A 15,363-nucleotide genomic window follows, 5' to 3' on the forward strand; every position below is an offset into this window, starting at 1 on the left:
GAAGGGGGAGCCCCGTGCGTCGTGCCCTGCCCGTCGCCCTCGCGGCGGCGCTCCTCGCGGGCGCCCTCGGCGCCCCGGCCGCCCGGGCGGGGGAGATCTCGACCTCGCGCGCCGACGGTGCCGCGGCCCTGGCCGCGGCACCGCGCACGGCGCTGCTCGCGTCGTCGCGCGGCCACTCCGGCACGTGCACGACGAGCCGGGGGGTGAGCGTCGTCGTCGACTTCCGCGAGCTCGGCGGGTCGACCCTGCGTCGGTGCGCCCTGCCCGACCCGGGGCAGACGGCCTTCCGCGGGACCGGTCTGGACGCGCTGCGCGCGGCCGGCCTCGACGTCACCGGCGTCGACACCTACGGCCTGGCGGTCGTGTGCCGTCTCGCCGGCAAGCCGTCGGCGAGCACGACCCTCACCGTGGCCGGGAGGGACTACCGCGAGTCCTGCCGCACGACCCCGCCGACCGGCGCGCACTGGAGCTACTGGCACACCTCGAGCGCGAAGGGGGCGTGGCAGCTGAGCCGGTACGGCGCGGCGGGCCGGCAGGTGGTCAACGGCGGCTGGGAGGGCTGGTCCTTCTCGCTGGGGCGCACGAGCGACCCGGCACCGCGCCTGGCGCCGGCCCCGGCGGCGACGACGGCGTGGCGCCCGTACTCGGCGCCGCTGCCGCGCATCTCCGGCACGTCCGCCGTGGGGTCGAGCCTGCGGGTCACCGTCGGCACGTGGTCGCCGGCGCCGTCGACGCGCACCATCCGCTGGTACCGCGACGGCATCGCCATCAGCGGGGCGACGGCCTCGACCTACCGCCTCACCTCGGCCGACCGCGGTCGCCAGGTGAGCGTCAAGGTCACCGGGTCCGGGTCGGGCCGGGCGAGCACCTGGGCGACCTCGGCCGCCCGCTCGGTCTCCTAGCCGGCCGCGCCGAGCAGCCGGCGCTGGGACCGCGCCCGGGGTCCGAGGTGGGCGACGAGCTCGTCGGCGGCTGCGGTGAGCGCGTCGTCGCTCATCGGGGCCAGGGCGTCGAGGACGAAGAGCGCCCGGGTCGTGCCGGCGCCCAGCCGGGTGCGCCGGCCCTGGCGCCAGCTCCAGCGTCGGCAGGTGACGCCGACGTCGTCGCGCCAGACGACCTCGCCGGGGGAGGGGTGCTCGAGGACCTCCTCACCACCGGCGGTCGTGTCGAAGAGCTCGTCGCCGCTCGCCCGGACGAGCCGGGGCGCGCCGGCGTACCGGTCGAGGTCCTCGCCGCCGAGCGGCACCTGGTGGATGACGCTCAGCGCGTTGTAGACGTCCGTGGCCCGGTTGACCCGTGGCAGGCCCGCGGCGGCCCGCCGGGTGAGCGCCTCGAGGCTGCTGCGTGTGCGCTGCGGCTTGGCGCCGAAGGCGCGGTAGGCGTCACGCCACGCGGCGACGTGGGGGAGCTCCTCGACGGGTGCGCCCGCCGTGAGCGCGATCGCCGTCGACTTCGCCCGGAGCAGCAGGGCCTCGCTCGCGTCGTCACCAGGGCCGGCGGAGATGCCCTCGACGACGAGGAGCAGGGCGCGGTAGTCGGGGCGCAGGGCGGGGACGTCGTCGGCGACCTCCGCGTCGCGCAGGACCTCGGGGAGCATGCTCTCTTCTTCCTCGCTCGGGTGCGGGTGCGGGTGAGGGTGCTTCGTAGTGCACCACGGTCGCGGGGCGCGGTGCCGCCGACCCTGGACGAAGGGGGGTCGTCCCACCGGTCGTCGTCGGTGCCCGCGTCTACGGTCGGCACATGAGCGAGCCCACCCAGCACGACCAGCAGACCGGGGCCCCCGTGCCCACCGACGACAGCACGACCTCCACCGCCGGGGCCGGCGGCGAGACCATCGGCGCCACCCCCGACGCGACGACGGGCAGCGACGGGTCCCTCGAGCGCGACCCCGAGCAGTGGGTCACCGGTGACGAGCCGATGACTGCCGCCCAGCGCAGCTACCTCGACACCCTGGCGAAGGAGGCGGGCGAGGAGCTCCCGGCCGATCTGACCAAGGCGCAGGCCTCAGAGCACATCGACCGCCTTCAGCAGGGCAGCAAGCGCGTCGGCTGACGCCGCCGCGGGACGGCGCCCGGCCTAGCCGGAGTGCCGGAAGGACGTGAGGAAGTCCGGCGGGCCGCCGTGGGTCGACCAGACCTGCGGCGGCACCAGCCGTAGCGGTGCGAGCAGCGCCTCGAGCTCGTCGATGGCCGCGCGCACGGGCTCGGTGAGCAGGTCGGCGCCGAAGGCCGCGTCGCCGAAGGTGTCGAAGCGGGGGTCACCCGTCTCGAAGCGGCCCTCGGGGACGCCGTGGTAGTGCCGGCCGCGCACCACGCTGAGCCGGGGGTAGCGGTGGCGGGTCCCGACGGCGACGACGTTATACGTCTCGGAGTCGCCGCCGCCCTCGCCCCGGCCCGACTCGAGCTGCGACCAGCGCAACGACATGAAGCGCACGCCTGCGTGGATACCGCGACGACGCTCTCGTTCATCGCGCCACCGTATCCGGCCGCGATTAGGGCCGCCGTGCACGCCGCTGGTAATCTCGGTGCTGCCGTGAGATCGGCCGCGGATCCAGAGAGCCTCGGTGAACATGCCCGGGCGCGCCGCGCAACGACCCAGAGAAGGAGCAGTGAGACCCAGCATGCCGCTGACCACTGACGTCAAGAAGCAGATCATCGCCGAGTACGGCACGGGCGAGGGCGACACGGGCTCCCCGGAGGTCCAGATCGCGATGCTCACGCAGCGCATCAAGGACCTGACCGAGCACTCCCGCGAGCACAAGCACGACCACCACAGCCGCCGCGGGCTGCTGCTCCTCGTCGGTCAGCGCCGCCGTCTGCTGCGCTACCTCGAGAGCACCGACATCGAGCGCTACCGCTCGCTGATCAAGCGCCTCGGCCTTCGCCGATAAGACCTACGCGACAAGCGGTTCCCGCCACGGGGACCGCTTGTTTCGCGTATGGGGCCGCCGCCTGACCAGGCGCGTCCCCGGGGCACCGCCCCGGCACCCGTGACGGGTGCACCGCTAGACGCCAGGGCGCAACGACGACGTCCCTCGGCGAGCGCAGAGAGTAAGGAGGGCCCGATGGAGGGTCCAGAGATCACCACCGCCGAAGCCGTCATCGACAACGGCTCGTTCGGCACCCGCACCATCCGCTTCGAGACCGGCCGACTGGCCAAGCAGGCCGGCGGCTCCGTCGCTGCCTACCTCGACGGCGAGACCATGCTCCTGTCGACCACGACGGCCGGCAAGAAGCCCAAGGACCAGTTCGACTTCTTCCCGCTGACCGTGGACGTCGAGGAGCGGATGTACGCCGCCGGACGCATCCCCGGCAGCTTCTTCCGTCGCGAGGGCCGCCCCGGCACCGACGCGATCCTCACCTGCCGTCTCATCGACCGCCCGCTGCGCCCGTCCTTCGTCAAGGGCCTGCGCAACGAGGTCCAGGTCGTCATCACCGTGCTGTCGATCCACCCGGACCACCAGTACGACGTGCTCGCGATCAACGCGGCCTCGCTGTCCACGCAGATCTCGGGTCTGCCCTTCTCCGGCCCGATCGGCGGCGTGCGCGTCTCGCTCATCGACGGCCAGTGGGTCGCCTTCCCGAACTTCAGCGACATCGAGCGCTCGACCTTCGACATGGTCGTCGCCGGCCGCGTCGTCGGTGACGACGTCGCGATCATGATGGTCGAGGCCGAGTCCACCGAGTCCACGTGGGACCTCGTGAAGAACCAGGGCAAGACCGCTCCCACCGAGGAGGTCGTCGCCGAGGGTCTCGAGGCCGCGAAGGGCTTCATCCGCACCCTGTGCGACGCGCAGGCCGAGATCGCCACCAAGGCCGCCAAGCCGGTCCAGGAGTTCCCGGTCTTCCTCGACTACGAGGACGACGCGTACGCCGCGGTCCAGCAGGCCGTCTCCGAGCAGGCTGCCCAGGCGCTCACCATCGCCGACAAGCAGGAGCGCGAGGACCGCCTCGACGAGATCAAGGCGAGCATGACCTCCGAGCTCGCCGGCTCCGCCGACGCGCCCGCCGCCTTCGCCGGCCGTGAGAAGGAGCTCTCCGCTGCCTTCCGCTCCGTGCAGAAGCAGCTCGTGCGCGAGCGCATCCTGCGCGACAAGGTCCGCATCGACGGTCGTGGGCTCGCGGACATCCGCGCGCTGTCGGCCGAGGTCGAGGTCCTGCCGCGCGTGCACGGCTCGGCGATCTTCGAGCGTGGCGAGACCCAGATCATGGGTGTCACGACGCTCAACATGCTCAAGATGGAGCAGCAGATCGACTCGCTAAGCCCGGTGAGCAAGAAGCGCTACATGCACAACTACAACTTCCCGCCCTTCTCCACCGGTGAGACCGGTCGCGTCGGCTCGCCGAAGCGTCGCGAGATCGGGCACGGGGCCCTGGCCGAGCGCGCGCTCATGCCGGTGCTGCCGAGCCGCGAGGAGTTCCCCTACGCGATCCGTCAGGTGTCCGAGGCCCTCGGCTCCAACGGCTCGACGTCGATGGGCTCCGTGTGCGCCTCGACCCTGTCGCTGCTCAACGCCGGTGTGCCGCTGCGTGCACCGGTCGCCGGCATCGCGATGGGCCTGGTCACCGACGAGGTCGACGGGCAGACGCAGTACGCGGCGCTCACCGACATCCTCGGCGCCGAGGACGCCTTCGGCGACATGGACTTCAAGGTCGCCGGCACCCGTGAGTTCGTCACGGCCATCCAGCTCGACACCAAGCTCGACGGCATCCCCGCCTCGGTGCTCGGCGGCGCGCTGACCCAGGCCCGCGACGCTCGCCTGCACATCCTCGACGTCATGAACGAGGCGATCGACGCCCCGGACGAGATGGCTCCCACCGCCCCGCGGATCATCACCGTCCAGGTCCCCGTCGACAAGATCGGCGAGGTCATCGGGCCCAAGGGCAAGATGATCAACCAGATCCAGGACGACACCGGCGCCGACATCTCCATCGAGGACGACGGCACCGTCTTCATCGGTGCGGCCGACGGCGCCTCCGCGGACGCGGCGCGCAACGCCGTCAACGCGATCGCCAACCCGCAGATGCCGGAGATCGGTGAGCGCTTCCTCGGGACCGTCGTGAAGACGACGACCTTCGGCGCGTTCATCTCGCTCCTGCCGGGCAAGGACGGTCTGCTGCACATCTCCGAGGTGCGCAAGCTCGTCGGTGGCAAGCGGATCGACGCGGTCGAGGACGTCCTCGGCGTCGGCACCAAGGTCCAGGTCGAGCTCAAGGAGATCGACCCCCGCGGCAAGCTGAGCCTGGCCGCCGTCCTCTCGGACGAGCAGCAGGCCGAGCTCGAGTCCGGCGCGGGCGACCGCGGCGACCGCGGCGGCGACCGCGGTGACCGCGGCGGCGACCGTGGCGACCGTGGTGGCCGTCCCGAGCGCGAGGAGCGCTCCGGCGACGACGACGCGCGCGAGGGTGGCCGCCGCCGCCGTCGTGGCGGTCGCGGCCGTGGCGCAGACTCCGAGGAGACGGGTGCCGAGGCCCCCGCGTCCTCCGAGGACGCCGCCGGCTGATCTAGCCGCCCATGACGAAGGCCCCGTCCCCCTCGTGGGGGGCGGGGCCTTCGTCGTCCTGGTCTGCCTCCGCCGCGGCGGATGGTCCAGGCGGTCGTTCAGGCGGCGTGGCGTGCGCGGCGCGGGGCCGGCTCAACCCAGCGCATCTCCATGCGCGTGCGGCCGTCCTCGCCGCGGACGGGCACCCAGGTGCAGGTGAGGCGGCGCTCTGCGGAAGCCGGCGCGGTCGTCGTCAGATGAGTCACGGTCATGTCGTACACCCCTTGTTCACTCTGTGTTCATCTACGACTGTAGCACCAAGGTGAACGGCAGGTGAACGACACGCGGCCAGGAGATGCGTACGGTGCCGCGCCGGGACGCGCCCGGGCGGCACCGCTGCTCGGTCGTAAGGTGCTGCGCATGAGCGAGAGCATCGTGCGGGTGTCGGTCGTCGGGGCGTCGGGACGGATGGGGTCGGCGGCCTGCCGCGCCGTCGAGGGGGCCGAGGGCATGGAGCTCGTCGGCCGCTTCGACGCCGGCGACGACCTCGGCGATCTCGCGGGCGCCGACGTCGTCGTGGAGTTCTCCGTGCCCGAGGCGAGCCCGGCGAACGTCGTCCACTGCGTCGAGCGGGGGATCCATGTCGTCGTCGGGACGACGGGGTGGACGCCGGAGCGCCTGGCGAGCCTCGAGGAGCAGGTGTCGCTCCATGACGGTGTCGGCGTGCTCATCGCGCCGAACTTCGCCATCGGCGCGATCCTCATGATGTCCTTCGCGCGCCAGGCCGCTCGCTTCTACGAGTCCGTCGAGGTCGTCGAGCTGCACCACCCCGACAAGGTCGACGCGCCGAGCGGCACGGCCGCGCGGACGGCTGAGATCATCGGCGCGGCCCGCGACGAGGCCGGGCTGCCGGCCTCGCCGGACGCGACGACGCAGGACCCCGACGGGGCGCGCGGCGCGCAGGTCCACGGCGTCTCGGTGCACTCCGTGCGGCTGCGCGGAATGGTGGCCCACCAGGAGGTCCTCTTCGGCGGCGAGGGCGAGACCCTGACGATCCGGCACGACTCCTTCGACCGCACCTCCTTCATGCCCGGGGTGCTCGAAGGGGTCCGAGGCGTCGCCTCGCACCCCGGCGTGACCGTGGGTCTGGAGAAGTATCTGCAGATGTGAGGCCCTCTCGCCGGACAGGTCGTCGTGGACGGCCTGCTGGGCCGTCATGCCTGCGGTGTGACCCGGGTCATGCTGCGACTTTCAACTAGTTCTGCCGAAAGTCAGCAAATGGTAAAGACTCTCCAGTAACGTCGGCGGTGGGAGAGGGCGTCCAGGGGGACTGCCCGGGGTCGACGCCGACCTGTCTGCTCCCACCCACCCCAGCGCGGGCTGATCCCCGCGCGGAGCCGATTGGATCTCGCATGCCCATCTCCATGTCCCGGACCACCACCTCGCTCGTCGCCGTCGGTGCCGGTGTCATCCTCCTGTCCGCCGCGGGCGGCAGCTTCGCCCAGTGGAGCGAGGGGAAGGACGTCGCCCCGGGGAGCATCACCGCCGGTCACCTGGACATGCAGGTCGACGGCGGCGGCTGGTTCGACACCAAGGGGACCTCGGACACGGGCGACGACACGTCGATCACGCCCTCCGCCTTCAAGATGGTCCCCGGCGACGAGGTCGAGTACCGGGCGAAGGTCCGGCCGAACCTCGTCGGCAACACCCTCAAGGCCCAGCTCACAGCGAACCTCCCGGGCGTGAGCAACACCCTCAAGGATCACGTCGTCATCGCGACGAAGGTCGACGGCGCCGACAGCGTGACGGTCACCTCCCAGGACACTGCGAGCGGCAAGGCGTACGACGCCCGGGTCACCGTCACGATGCCCTTCGACGACGTGAAGACCAACGGCACCGCTGGTGAGGACAAGACGCTCGACCTCAACACCCTGCGCATCTCGCTCGTCCAGCAGCAGCGCTGACCTGGGGGGAGCGGTGGGGACGACGAGGGGGGCAGGCATGAGGGGGGACGCGGCGCCATGGCGCGCACTGCTCGCGCTCGGCCTGGGTCTCGTCGTCCTCACCGGGGCCGGGGGGACCGGCGCGAGCTGGGCCGAGCACGACGCCCGGCAGCCCGGCACCATCACCTCGGGCGGGGTGAGCCTGACGACGGGCACGCTGCGCACCGAGCTGCACTCGCAGCAGCCCGCGGGGTCGAGGACGTACGCGTCGAGCACGACGTGCACCCCCGACCCCGGTTACGTCGAGTGCCGGGTCATCAGCACCACGCTCACCTCCGAGGCGCTCGTGCCCGGTGACCGGGTCGTCATCGCCCAGCCGGTGACGCTCGCCGCGACCGGCACGACGCTGCGGGGCGCCCTCGCCGTGTCGAGCACCGAGCTCACCTCGGCGGCCCGCTCGGCCTTCAGCGGCAGCGCGACGACCACGACGACGATCACGGCGCCGGGGGGCGCGGTGACGTCGGGCAGCTCGGTGAGCATCCCCGTCTCGGTGCCGACCGGCGCGGGGGTGGGGACCTCGACGGTCCGCATCTCGATCAGCACGCCCGTGACGGCGAGCGCCGGCGGCTGGGGGAGCGCCCTGCAGGACCAGTCGCTCTTCGGCGGCACCTTCACCTACACCTTCGCCCAGACGCGGGCATGAGCCGAGAGGCACGACGGATGAGAGCGACGCGGCTGTGGCCCGTGGCGGCTGTGGCCCTCGCCGGCGTGCTCCTCGTGAGTGCGCCGAGCGGCCAGACCCAGGCCCAGTGGCGGGAGAGCGCGACGACCACGATCAGCGGCCCGAGCTCGGACGTCTTCGAGATGACCGCGACCGCGTCGGGGCCCCAGGTCGACCTGACGAACCTCTCACGCCGCCAGAGCGCCGACCTCGACGTGCGCAGCACGAGGGTCACCCGGGTCGACGCCGGGGACACCAACGACCTCCTCGCTCGGGCCGCGCTCGTCTACACCTCCGGCCAGGGAGCCTGCGGCGGCACGACCCAGAGCACCTACTGGGCGGCCCGCTCGGCCGGCCAGATCACCGCAGGCACGACGTACACCCGCCCCCAGGGAGCCGTGGCCGGCGCGACCCTCGCACCGGGCGCTGGCCGGGTGCTGTGCCCGACCCTGTCCCTGCCCTACCCCGCGACGGCCGCAGGTGAGCGCGACACCTATCTCGCGCACGCCGGACGCTCCGTCGACATCACGACCGTCGTGCGGCAGACGAGCAAGCCGCCGGCCACGTGGGCCTCGACCCAGCGCACGACGACAACCCGCTTCTCGATCGGCACCCCCGCGCCGACCTCGCCGGCGGGCGCGAGCCCCTGCCGCAGCGAGGTCTCCGGCGGGCAGGGTTCGGGCTCGGTCGGCCGGCTCGCGTTCGGCTGGCCCCTCGCCTCGACGACCGCGACCACCCCCACCCCCGCGATGGCGGGTGGGTGGGAGGTCCTCGTCCGACCGGTCGCGGGCAGCTGGCGGAGCCTTGGCTCGCTCGACGCCTCCGCCCGCCTCTCCGGCCCGCTCGTGGGCAGCGAGCTCGGACCGGTCGGGGCGACCCGAGAGCTCGTCCTGCGCGGGTACCCCTTCGCCGGCGACCGCACCCGCTACGTCGAGTCCGACTGGCTCGTGCGGGCCACCAACGACTCTGCCGGCCGCAACGACCGCTTCGTGTGCACCGGCGTCATCCCCAACCCCGACCAGGGACAGGTGAACCTGCCATGACCGCCACCCTCCACCCGCCCGCCGACGCGCCGGCCGAGGTCGTCGAGGACGAGCCCACGACCGCTGCGCGTCCTGCGTCGCGCGCGCTGAGGCTCGTGCTCCTCGCCCTGCTCACGCTGCTAGGCGCGGTCCTCGTCCTCGTCGTCGCGGTGCCGCGCGTGCTCGGCCTCGTGCCCCTGACGATCCTCTCGGGCTCGATGGAGCCGACCCTGCCGGTCGGCAGCCAGGTCTTCGTCGACCCTGTCGAGAGCGCGGAGCAGGCCCGTGAGGAGGTCACCGTCGGCTCGATCATCACGGTCATGCCGCGCCCGGACGACCCCACCCTCGTCACCCACCGCGTCGTCGCGGTGGAGCAGGACGTCTCGGGCCGTCCGGTCTGGACGACGAAGGGGGACGCCAACGGCGGCGTCGACGACTGGGAGGTCACCCCGACCCAGCTGCGCGGGGTCGTGCGCTACCACGTGCCGTGGGTGGGCTACGTCGCCTCGAGCATGAGCCAGACCGACAAGGACACCGTCGTGCGCTGGAGCGCGGGCGCGCTCTTCGTGTACGCGGCCTACCAGCTGCTCGCCGCCTGGCGCGGGCGTCACCGCGGCGGCCGGCACGCGGCCTAGGCAGCCCAGCCGAGGGCGCGCAGCCCGGCGGCCGTCGCGGCCGCGGCGAGGACGACGAGCAAGAAGTTGACCCGCAGCGCGAAGAGCGCGACGGCGACGACGACCGCGGGCAGGCGGGCGTCGAGGGTCAGGGTGTCGGCGCCGCCGGCCGTCTGGACGACGAGCAGGCCCGCGAGCAGGGCCACCGGCAGGAGCGTGATGACGCGCGAGCGACGCGGCCCCTCGACGAGGGACGGCGGGGCGAGGTACCCCGCGAGCTTGAGCGCGTAGCCGAGGACGGCGGCGAGCAGGACGGTGGCCCAGGCGCTCACGGCGTCGGGTCCTCTCCGTCGAGGTGCCCGGGCTCGGGCTCCGTGCGTCCAGCGCCGGTGAGCCCGACGACGAGCGCGGCGAGGGCCGCGAGGAGCACGGGGATGCCGGCCGGCACCGACTCGTAGGAGACGAGCGCGACGAGCGCGGCCACCGCGGCGGTGACGACGGTCGGGGCCGAGCGCAGCCGCGGCCAGATGAGCCCGACGAAGGCTGCCGCCGCCGCCGCGTCCAGCCCCCACGTGCGCGGGTCGCCGAGCGCGTTCCCGAGCGCCGAGCCGGCCAGCGTCGCGAGGTTCCAGAAGGCGAGGACGGCCAGGCCGGTCCACCAGAAGCCGACCCGACGAGAGCGCGTCGTCGGCTGCGCGAGACCCACGGCGGTCGACTCGTCGATCGTCACGTGCGCGGCGGCGAGCCGGCGCCACCCCCGCACGTCGAGCACCCGCGAGGTCTCCAGCGCGTACAGCCCGTTGCGGATGCCGAGCATCGTCGAGGTCGCGACGGCGGTCGCCGGGCTGCCGCCGGCCCCCATCACCGAGACGACGGCGAACTGCGAGCCGCCGGTGAAGAGCAGGAGCGAGAGGGCCTGGGTCTGCAGCACGTCGAAGCCGGCGGCGACCGCGAGCGCGCCGAAGCTCACACCGTACGCACCCGTCGCCACGCCGACGGACAGGGCCTGACGCCGTGCCGTCCCGACGGCGGCGTCCTCGACGGCCGCGCTCACGGCTCGGGGTCGGCGAGCGAGGCGACGAGGCGCACCTCGCGGGCGGTCGCCCCGTCGGGGGAGACCACGCGGTCGCGGAAGGCGCCGTCGGGCGCGAGACCGGCGCCGACGAGGAAGGCGCGGGTCTGCTCGTGGGGGACGAGCACCCACGTGGCGAGGGTGTCCGCGCCCGCGCCCTTGAGCGTGTCGACGACGGCGTTGAGCAGGCGCGAGCCGTGCCCGGTGCGCCGGGCCTGGGGGTGCACGCCGATCGCCGTGAGCTCGCCGGTCGCCTGACCGGTGTCGGGGTCCTGGCTCGGGCCGAGGGCGGCGAAGCCGACGACCTGGCCGCCGGCCGTCGCGACGAGGAGGCGGTGCACCCCTTCGGGCGGCTCGGCGAGGGCCTGGCGCCACGCGGCGGCGAAAGCCTGCGGCTCGAACTGCGCGTGGACCTCCGGGGGGACGACGCCGTCGTAGGCCTCCTGCCACACGAGGGCCTGGACGACGCCGAGGGCCGGCAGGTCGTTGGGCCCGGCGGTGCGGACGCCGGCATCGGGGGTGGGGGTGCTCATCAGCGTCCTTCGAAGGTGGGGTGTCGTCGGTCGGCGAAGGCGGCGCGGCCCTCCTGGAGGTCCGCGCTCGCCCAGGCGGTGGCGAAGGCGTCGCGGTAGCGCGCGAGGTCGTCGGGGGTGCGGGCGTCGAGCCCGGTCTTCGAGCCGGCCTGGGTCAGCGGGGCCAGCCGGGCGGCGGAGGTCGCGAGCTCGAGGGCGTCGTCGAGGTCACCGCGGCGCTGGACGAAGCCGAGGCGCCAGGCGTCGTCGGCGTCGAGGACGGCGGCGGTGAGGACCATGTGGCGGGCCGCTCCCTCGCCCCAGCAGCGGGCCACCCGCTCGAGGGTCCAGTGGTCGACCATGAGCCCGAGCCGGGCGACGGGCACGGCGTACCGGGCGTCGTCGGTGGCGACGCGCACGTCGCACGCGACGGCGAGCTGCATGCCGAGCCCCATGCACGACCCGGAGATCGCGGCCACGGTCGTCACCGGGAGCGAGGCGAGGTGCCCGAGCACCTCGGCGAGGCGCTCGGTGAAGGCGACGTCCTCGAGCTCGGTGAGATCGGCGCCGGCGCAGAAGTGCCCCTGCGCCCCGGTGAGGACGAGGGCGCGGGCACCGCCCTGCTCGGCGGCCCGGACGGCCGCGTCGAGCGCGTCGAGGTGCTCGTGGTCGATCGCGTTGCGCCGCTCCGGGCGCTCGACCGTCACGACGTGGACGTCGCCGTGGACGTGGCTGCGGATGGGCACGGGGCCAGGATAGGCGGCCCTCAGGAGGCGAGCGCGAGGGCTCCCAGCGCGACGAGCCAGCTGACGAAGGAGCCGACGAGGAAGTACTCGGTGACCTTGTCGATGTCGTGCCGACCCTCGTCGTCGGCGTGCGAGCGCAGCTCCGGCCAGCGGATGAGGCCCTTCGCGGCGATGACGAGGCCGGCGGCGGTGACCTCGCCGGCGAGCCCGAGACCGAGGACGAAGAGCCGCTCGAGCGGGCCGAGGAGACGCCCGCCGCGCAGCTCCTCCTGGCCGCGGTCGTGCCCGGGGCGCATCGCGCCGGTGCTCGTGAGGACGAGTCGGACGACGAGGTTGCCCGTGCTCAGCTGGACGAGGACGAGACCGGCCACGAGCAGGGCGCGCGCGGGGTCGCCGGCCCACGGCAGCTCGGCCCAGGCGAGCCAGCGGGCGAAGGGGCCCCCGACCTCCGGCGCCGCCCCGGCCCACAGCAGCGGCACGAGACCGCTGACGAGCAGGACGGCGAGGGGCAGGAGGTAGGCGCGCCCGGTGCGCAGGGTGCGCTCGGTCGTGAGGACCCAGGCGAGCAGCCCGAGGGCCGCGGCGACGGCGAGCCACCGGCCCGCGGCCGTGCCGAGCGTGCCGGCCAGCGCCGAGGTCGCGACGACGAGCACGACGCCGGCGGCAGCGGCGACGACCGGGCGCCGTGGCCGGACGGGCAGCGCGCTGCGCAGCAGGTCGGTGACGCCGACGGCGACGAGGAGCACGGCGAGCACGCTCATGACGCCTCCACGCCGGCGAGCTGCTCGGCCGCCAGCCGCACGACCCCGATGCCCGCGCTGCGCACCCGCTGCGAGACCGCGGAGGCGCTGATGCCCTCGGCCTGCGCCACCGCGGCCTGCGACTGCCCGGCGACGAGGGCGGCGAGGATGCGCAGGGAGCGCTCGTCCATGACGCCGACGAGGTGGTCGCGGCACTGCAGGGCGGCGTTGACGGCCGCGACCTCCGGTCCCTCGTCCGCGCTGCGGTAGGCGGTGCGCAGGTGCTCGGTGGTCGCCCGCGACTGGGTCTGCTTCACCCAGTCGATCGCCTCGCGGGCCGCCCACCAGCCGGGCCCGTCCTGGGTCGTCTCGTCGAGCCGGGCGACCGGCCCGTGACCGAGGCCGATCCGCACGTCGACGTCGGGCGAGAGCCGCAGCCGCAGCCGCCACGCGGCGTCGAGGGCAGCCCCGGGCGTGGCGTAGCTGCCCTGGAACTCGTCGCCGACGGTGACGAGCGGAGCATCGACGGCGCCCGGCGCGATCTCCCGCAGCGCCCGCGCGAGCCGGTCGTGCAGACCGGCGCGGTCACGCGCACGGCGCGAGCCGACGACGTCGCCGATGAGGGTGGCGACAGCCCGGTCCTTCATCTGAGCCATATGAAGAACATACCTTCATATCGTCGTGATGAAGCCTCAGACTTCACCACGATCGCGTCGCTCGTAGCGCACGAAGGTCATGCCCTCGCGCGGCACGCGCCGGACCTCGACCCAGACGTCGGGGTCGATCGGGGGGAAGAAGACCTCGGCCTGGGGGGAGGCCTCGACGTGCGTGATCTCGAGCGCGCTCGCCACCTCGATCGTCTGAGCGTAGATCTCGCCGCCCCCGACGACGAAGACCTCGCGGTCGCCAGCGACGAGGAGGGCCTCCGGCAGCGAGTGGGCGACCTCGGCGCCGGGCGCCGACCACGTGAGGTCGGAGGTGACGACGACGGTGCGCCGACCGGGCAGGGCCCGCCCGATGGAGTCCCACGTGCGGCGGCCCATGACCATGACGCCGCCCGTCGTCACCTCCTTGAAGTGCCGCAGGTCCTCCGGGAGGTGCCACGGCATCCCCCCTTCGACGCCGATGGCGCGGTTGGCGCCGATGGCTGCCACGAGGGTGAGGTGCTGCTCGAAGCCCAGCTCGAGCACCGCGGGCACGGCCGGCCCGCCGCTCGTCGCGGCCGCGAGCGCGTCGAGGACGAGCCGCTCGTGCGGGACGACCCGCTCCGGCAGCTCGTCGAGGGGGTACCACCGCAGGTCGGCGGCCTTGTCGGGCTCGGCGAGCCGGGGCTCGCCCGAGACCTCGGTGACGTGGAAGAAGAAGTCGGCCCGCTGCTCGATCGTCCCGACGAGGCAGCCGCGGTGCACCGTCGTCAGGGGCGTGGCCCGCACGACGTCGACGCCGAGCTCCTCGCGGACCTCGCGGCGCAGCGCCGCGCTCGCCGACCCGGCGTCCTCGACGTGCCCGGCCGCCCCGCAGGCCCACCACCCGTCCATGAAGGGGGTGCCGCTGCGCAGCTGGAGGAGCACCTCGAGCCCGGCGGCCCCGGCGGCCGGTCGTGTGATCACTGCGTACGACGCGGCACGAAGGGGGATGCGTCCCCGCAGCTCGGGGTGGACCGGTCGGGGCTCGCGGTCGGTGCCGCTCATACGGCGATCGGCGCCTTGATGCTCGGGTGCGCCTCGTAGCCGACGAGCTCGAAGTCCTCGAGCTCGTACGCGTCGACGCTGCCGCGCGGGGTGATCCGCATCGTCGGCAGCGGGTACGGCTCGCGCCCCAGCTGCTCGTCGGCCTGCTCGAGGTGGTTGAGGTAGAGGTGGGCGTCGCCGAGCGTGTGCACGAGGTCGCCGAGCTCAAGGTCGCACTGCTGGGCGACGATCATCGTCAGCAGCGCGTAGCTGGCGATGTTGAAGGGCACGCCGAGGAAGACGTCGCCGCTGCGCTGGTAGAGCTGGCAGGACAGCCGGCCGCGGCCCCCGTCGACCCCGGGCGCGACGTAGAACTGGAAGAGGGTGTGGCAGGGCGGGAGCGCCATGTCGTCGACCTCGGCGACGTTCCACGCCGAGACGACGTGCCGGCGGCCGTCGGGATTCGTGCGGATCGACTCGATGACCTTCGCGATCTGGTCGACGGTGCCGCCGTCGGGGGTGGGCCACGAGCGCCACTGGTGCCCGTAGACCGGGCCGAGCTCGCCGTCCTCGTCGGCCCACTCGTCCCAGATCGTGATGCCGCGCTCCTGCAGCCAGCGCACGTTGGTCTCGCCGCGCAGGAACCACAGCAGCTCGCCGATGATCGAGCGCAGGTGCAGCTTCTTCGTCGTGAGGACGGGGAAGCCCTGCGATAGGTCGAAGCGCATCTGGTAGCCGAAGACCGAGCGTGTGCCCGTCCCCGTGCGGTCGGACTTCTCGACCCCGTCGTCGCGCACGTGCTGGAGGAGGTCGAGGTACTGGCGCATGGGCAGCAAATCTA

20 protein-coding genes are annotated in these 15,363 nt (G+C 73.6%); 9 read left to right on the plus strand and 11 right to left on the minus strand.

Going from position 1 to position 15,363, the window contains the following annotated elements; genetic code table 11:
- Window positions 1–14 precede the first annotated feature (14 nt).
- The gene (locus tag LIV55_RS15530) at window positions 15–902 is read left to right on the plus strand and encodes a hypothetical protein (protein WP_229300846.1); all 888 of its coding nucleotides are present in this window, start codon (window positions 15–17) and stop codon (window positions 900–902) included.
- Here the strand turns inward: LIV55_RS15530 and LIV55_RS15535 are convergent.
- Window positions 899–1,597, minus strand: coding sequence for a B3/B4 domain-containing protein (locus LIV55_RS15535; protein ID WP_229300847.1), 699 nt, complete (start codon window positions 1,595–1,597; stop codon window positions 899–901). The genes LIV55_RS15530 and LIV55_RS15535 overlap by 4 nt on opposite strands.
- A gap of 143 nt (window positions 1,598–1,740) precedes the next feature.
- Here LIV55_RS15535 and LIV55_RS15540 point away from each other — a divergent pair, with 143 nt between their 5' ends.
- Window positions 1,741–2,052, plus strand: coding sequence for a DUF3072 domain-containing protein (locus LIV55_RS15540; protein ID WP_068273881.1), 312 nt, complete (start codon window positions 1,741–1,743; stop codon window positions 2,050–2,052).
- 24 nt (window positions 2,053–2,076) lie between these two features.
- Here the strand turns inward: LIV55_RS15540 and LIV55_RS15545 are convergent, their stop codons facing one another.
- Window positions 2,077–2,433 (minus strand): hypothetical protein, encoded by a 357-nt coding sequence (locus LIV55_RS15545; RefSeq protein ID WP_229300848.1) that lies wholly within the window; start codon window positions 2,431–2,433, stop codon window positions 2,077–2,079.
- Between the two features lie 187 nt (window positions 2,434–2,620).
- Here LIV55_RS15545 and rpsO point away from each other — a divergent pair, with 187 nt between their 5' ends.
- Both rpsO and LIV55_RS15555 read left to right on the plus strand, forming a co-directional pair.
- Window positions 2,621–2,890: a 30S ribosomal protein S15 gene (rpsO, locus tag LIV55_RS15550; RefSeq protein WP_068273884.1), complete on the plus strand. Its 270-nt coding sequence runs from the start codon at window positions 2,621–2,623 to the stop codon at window positions 2,888–2,890.
- Window positions 2,891–3,064: 174 nt separating this feature from the next.
- Window positions 3,065–5,503 carry a polyribonucleotide nucleotidyltransferase gene (locus LIV55_RS15555; protein WP_229300849.1) on the plus strand — a complete coding sequence of 813 codons (2,439 nt, stop codon included), beginning with the start codon at window positions 3,065–3,067 and terminating at the stop codon, window positions 5,501–5,503.
- Between the two features lie 98 nt (window positions 5,504–5,601).
- On the opposite strand, the gene LIV55_RS15560 is transcribed toward LIV55_RS15555, so the two are convergent.
- A complete protein-coding gene (locus tag LIV55_RS15560) occupies window positions 5,602–5,754 on the minus strand; it encodes a hypothetical protein (protein ID WP_229300850.1) in 153 nt (50 codons plus the stop codon).
- Between the two features lie 148 nt (window positions 5,755–5,902).
- Here LIV55_RS15560 and dapB point away from each other — a divergent pair, with 148 nt between their 5' ends.
- The 5 genes from dapB to LIV55_RS15585 all read left to right on the plus strand — a co-directional run bounded on the left by dapB (window position 5,903) and on the right by LIV55_RS15585 (window position 9,803).
- Complete coding sequence (gene dapB, locus LIV55_RS15565; protein WP_191563258.1) at window positions 5,903–6,652, plus strand: 4-hydroxy-tetrahydrodipicolinate reductase; 750 nt, start codon at window positions 5,903–5,905, stop codon at window positions 6,650–6,652.
- Between the two features lie 254 nt (window positions 6,653–6,906).
- Window positions 6,907–7,446 carry an alternate-type signal peptide domain-containing protein gene (locus LIV55_RS15570; protein WP_191563257.1) on the plus strand — a complete coding sequence of 180 codons (540 nt, stop codon included), beginning with the start codon at window positions 6,907–6,909 and terminating at the stop codon, window positions 7,444–7,446.
- Between the two features lie 37 nt (window positions 7,447–7,483).
- Complete coding sequence (locus LIV55_RS15575) at window positions 7,484–8,128, plus strand: hypothetical protein (protein WP_229300851.1); 645 nt, start codon at window positions 7,484–7,486, stop codon at window positions 8,126–8,128.
- Window positions 8,129–8,145: 17 nt separating this feature from the next.
- The gene (locus LIV55_RS15580; RefSeq protein WP_229300852.1) at window positions 8,146–9,189 is read left to right on the plus strand and encodes a hypothetical protein; all 1,044 of its coding nucleotides are present in this window, start codon (window positions 8,146–8,148) and stop codon (window positions 9,187–9,189) included.
- Window positions 9,186–9,803, plus strand: coding sequence for a signal peptidase I (locus LIV55_RS15585; RefSeq protein ID WP_123090914.1), 618 nt, complete (start codon window positions 9,186–9,188; stop codon window positions 9,801–9,803). Before LIV55_RS15580 ends, LIV55_RS15585 begins: the two co-directional genes overlap by 4 nt.
- On the opposite strand, the gene LIV55_RS15590 is transcribed toward LIV55_RS15585, so the two are convergent.
- From LIV55_RS15590 to LIV55_RS15625, 8 genes are read right to left on the minus strand one after another with little or no spacing between them, the layout of a single operon-like run.
- On the minus strand, window positions 9,800–10,114 hold the full coding sequence (locus tag LIV55_RS15590; RefSeq protein WP_123090913.1) for an AzlD domain-containing protein: 315 nt from the start codon (window positions 10,112–10,114) through the stop codon (window positions 9,800–9,802). The two genes, LIV55_RS15585 and LIV55_RS15590, sit on opposite strands and share 4 nt — an antisense overlap.
- Window positions 10,111–10,836, minus strand: coding sequence for an AzlC family ABC transporter permease (locus tag LIV55_RS15595; protein WP_229300853.1), 726 nt, complete (start codon window positions 10,834–10,836; stop codon window positions 10,111–10,113). The genes LIV55_RS15590 and LIV55_RS15595 overlap by 4 nt, the downstream gene beginning before the upstream one ends.
- Complete coding sequence (locus tag LIV55_RS15600; RefSeq protein WP_201466275.1) at window positions 10,833–11,387, minus strand: GNAT family N-acetyltransferase; 555 nt, start codon at window positions 11,385–11,387, stop codon at window positions 10,833–10,835. The genes LIV55_RS15595 and LIV55_RS15600 overlap by 4 nt, the downstream gene beginning before the upstream one ends.
- On the minus strand, window positions 11,387–12,112 hold the full coding sequence (locus LIV55_RS15605) for an enoyl-CoA hydratase-related protein (RefSeq protein ID WP_229300854.1): 726 nt from the start codon (window positions 12,110–12,112) through the stop codon (window positions 11,387–11,389). The genes LIV55_RS15600 and LIV55_RS15605 overlap by 1 nt, the downstream gene beginning before the upstream one ends.
- Window positions 12,113–12,132: 20 nt before the next feature.
- Window positions 12,133–12,873, minus strand: a complete 741-nt coding sequence (locus LIV55_RS15610; protein ID WP_123090910.1) for a hypothetical protein — start codon at window positions 12,871–12,873, stop codon at window positions 12,133–12,135.
- Entirely contained in the window at window positions 12,870–13,508 is a 639-nt protein-coding gene (locus LIV55_RS15615) for a SatD family protein (RefSeq protein WP_068273908.1), read from the minus strand. Before LIV55_RS15615 ends, LIV55_RS15610 begins: the two co-directional genes overlap by 4 nt.
- 36 nt (window positions 13,509–13,544) lie before the next feature.
- The gene (locus tag LIV55_RS15620; protein WP_229300855.1) at window positions 13,545–14,543 is read right to left on the minus strand and encodes a dihydrofolate reductase; all 999 of its coding nucleotides are present in this window, start codon (window positions 14,541–14,543) and stop codon (window positions 13,545–13,547) included.
- On the minus strand, window positions 14,540–15,349 hold the full coding sequence (locus LIV55_RS15625) for a thymidylate synthase (RefSeq protein WP_229300856.1): 810 nt from the start codon (window positions 15,347–15,349) through the stop codon (window positions 14,540–14,542). Before LIV55_RS15625 ends, LIV55_RS15620 begins: the two co-directional genes overlap by 4 nt.
- Window positions 15,350–15,363 lie beyond the last annotated feature (14 nt).

The sequence above is a fragment of the Janibacter melonis genome (assembly GCF_020567375.1).
Classification (GTDB): Bacteria; Actinomycetota; Actinomycetes; order Actinomycetales; family Dermatophilaceae; genus Marihabitans; species Marihabitans melonis.

Coding starts and splice junctions, on each gene's coding strand:
- LIV55_RS15535 (WP_229300847.1), bottom strand. CDS start 1,597: ATGCTCCCCGAGGTCCTGCGCGACGCGGAGGTCGCCGACGACGTCCCC.
- LIV55_RS15580 (WP_229300852.1), top strand. CDS start 8,146: ATGAGAGCGACGCGGCTGTGGCCCGTGGCGGCTGTGGCCCTCGCCGGC.
- LIV55_RS15555 (WP_229300849.1), top strand. CDS start 3,065: ATGGAGGGTCCAGAGATCACCACCGCCGAAGCCGTCATCGACAACGGC.
- LIV55_RS15570 (WP_191563257.1), top strand. CDS start 6,907: ATGTCCCGGACCACCACCTCGCTCGTCGCCGTCGGTGCCGGTGTCATC.
- LIV55_RS15575 (WP_229300851.1), top strand. CDS start 7,484: ATGAGGGGGGACGCGGCGCCATGGCGCGCACTGCTCGCGCTCGGCCTG.
- LIV55_RS15615 (WP_068273908.1), bottom strand. CDS start 13,508: ATGGCTCAGATGAAGGACCGGGCTGTCGCCACCCTCATCGGCGACGTC.
- LIV55_RS15560 (WP_229300850.1), bottom strand. CDS start 5,754: ATGACCGTGACTCATCTGACGACGACCGCGCCGGCTTCCGCAGAGCGC.
- LIV55_RS15540 (WP_068273881.1), top strand. CDS start 1,741: ATGAGCGAGCCCACCCAGCACGACCAGCAGACCGGGGCCCCCGTGCCC.
- LIV55_RS15600 (WP_201466275.1), bottom strand. CDS start 11,387: ATGAGCACCCCCACCCCCGATGCCGGCGTCCGCACCGCCGGGCCCAAC.
- LIV55_RS15585 (WP_123090914.1), top strand. CDS start 9,186: ATGACCGCCACCCTCCACCCGCCCGCCGACGCGCCGGCCGAGGTCGTC.
- LIV55_RS15610 (WP_123090910.1), bottom strand. CDS start 12,873: ATGAGCGTGCTCGCCGTGCTCCTCGTCGCCGTCGGCGTCACCGACCTG.
- rpsO (WP_068273884.1), top strand. CDS start 2,621: ATGCCGCTGACCACTGACGTCAAGAAGCAGATCATCGCCGAGTACGGC.
- LIV55_RS15625 (WP_229300856.1), bottom strand. CDS start 15,349: ATGCGCCAGTACCTCGACCTCCTCCAGCACGTGCGCGACGACGGGGTC.
- LIV55_RS15620 (WP_229300855.1), bottom strand. CDS start 14,543: ATGAGCGGCACCGACCGCGAGCCCCGACCGGTCCACCCCGAGCTGCGG.
- dapB (WP_191563258.1), top strand. CDS start 5,903: ATGAGCGAGAGCATCGTGCGGGTGTCGGTCGTCGGGGCGTCGGGACGG.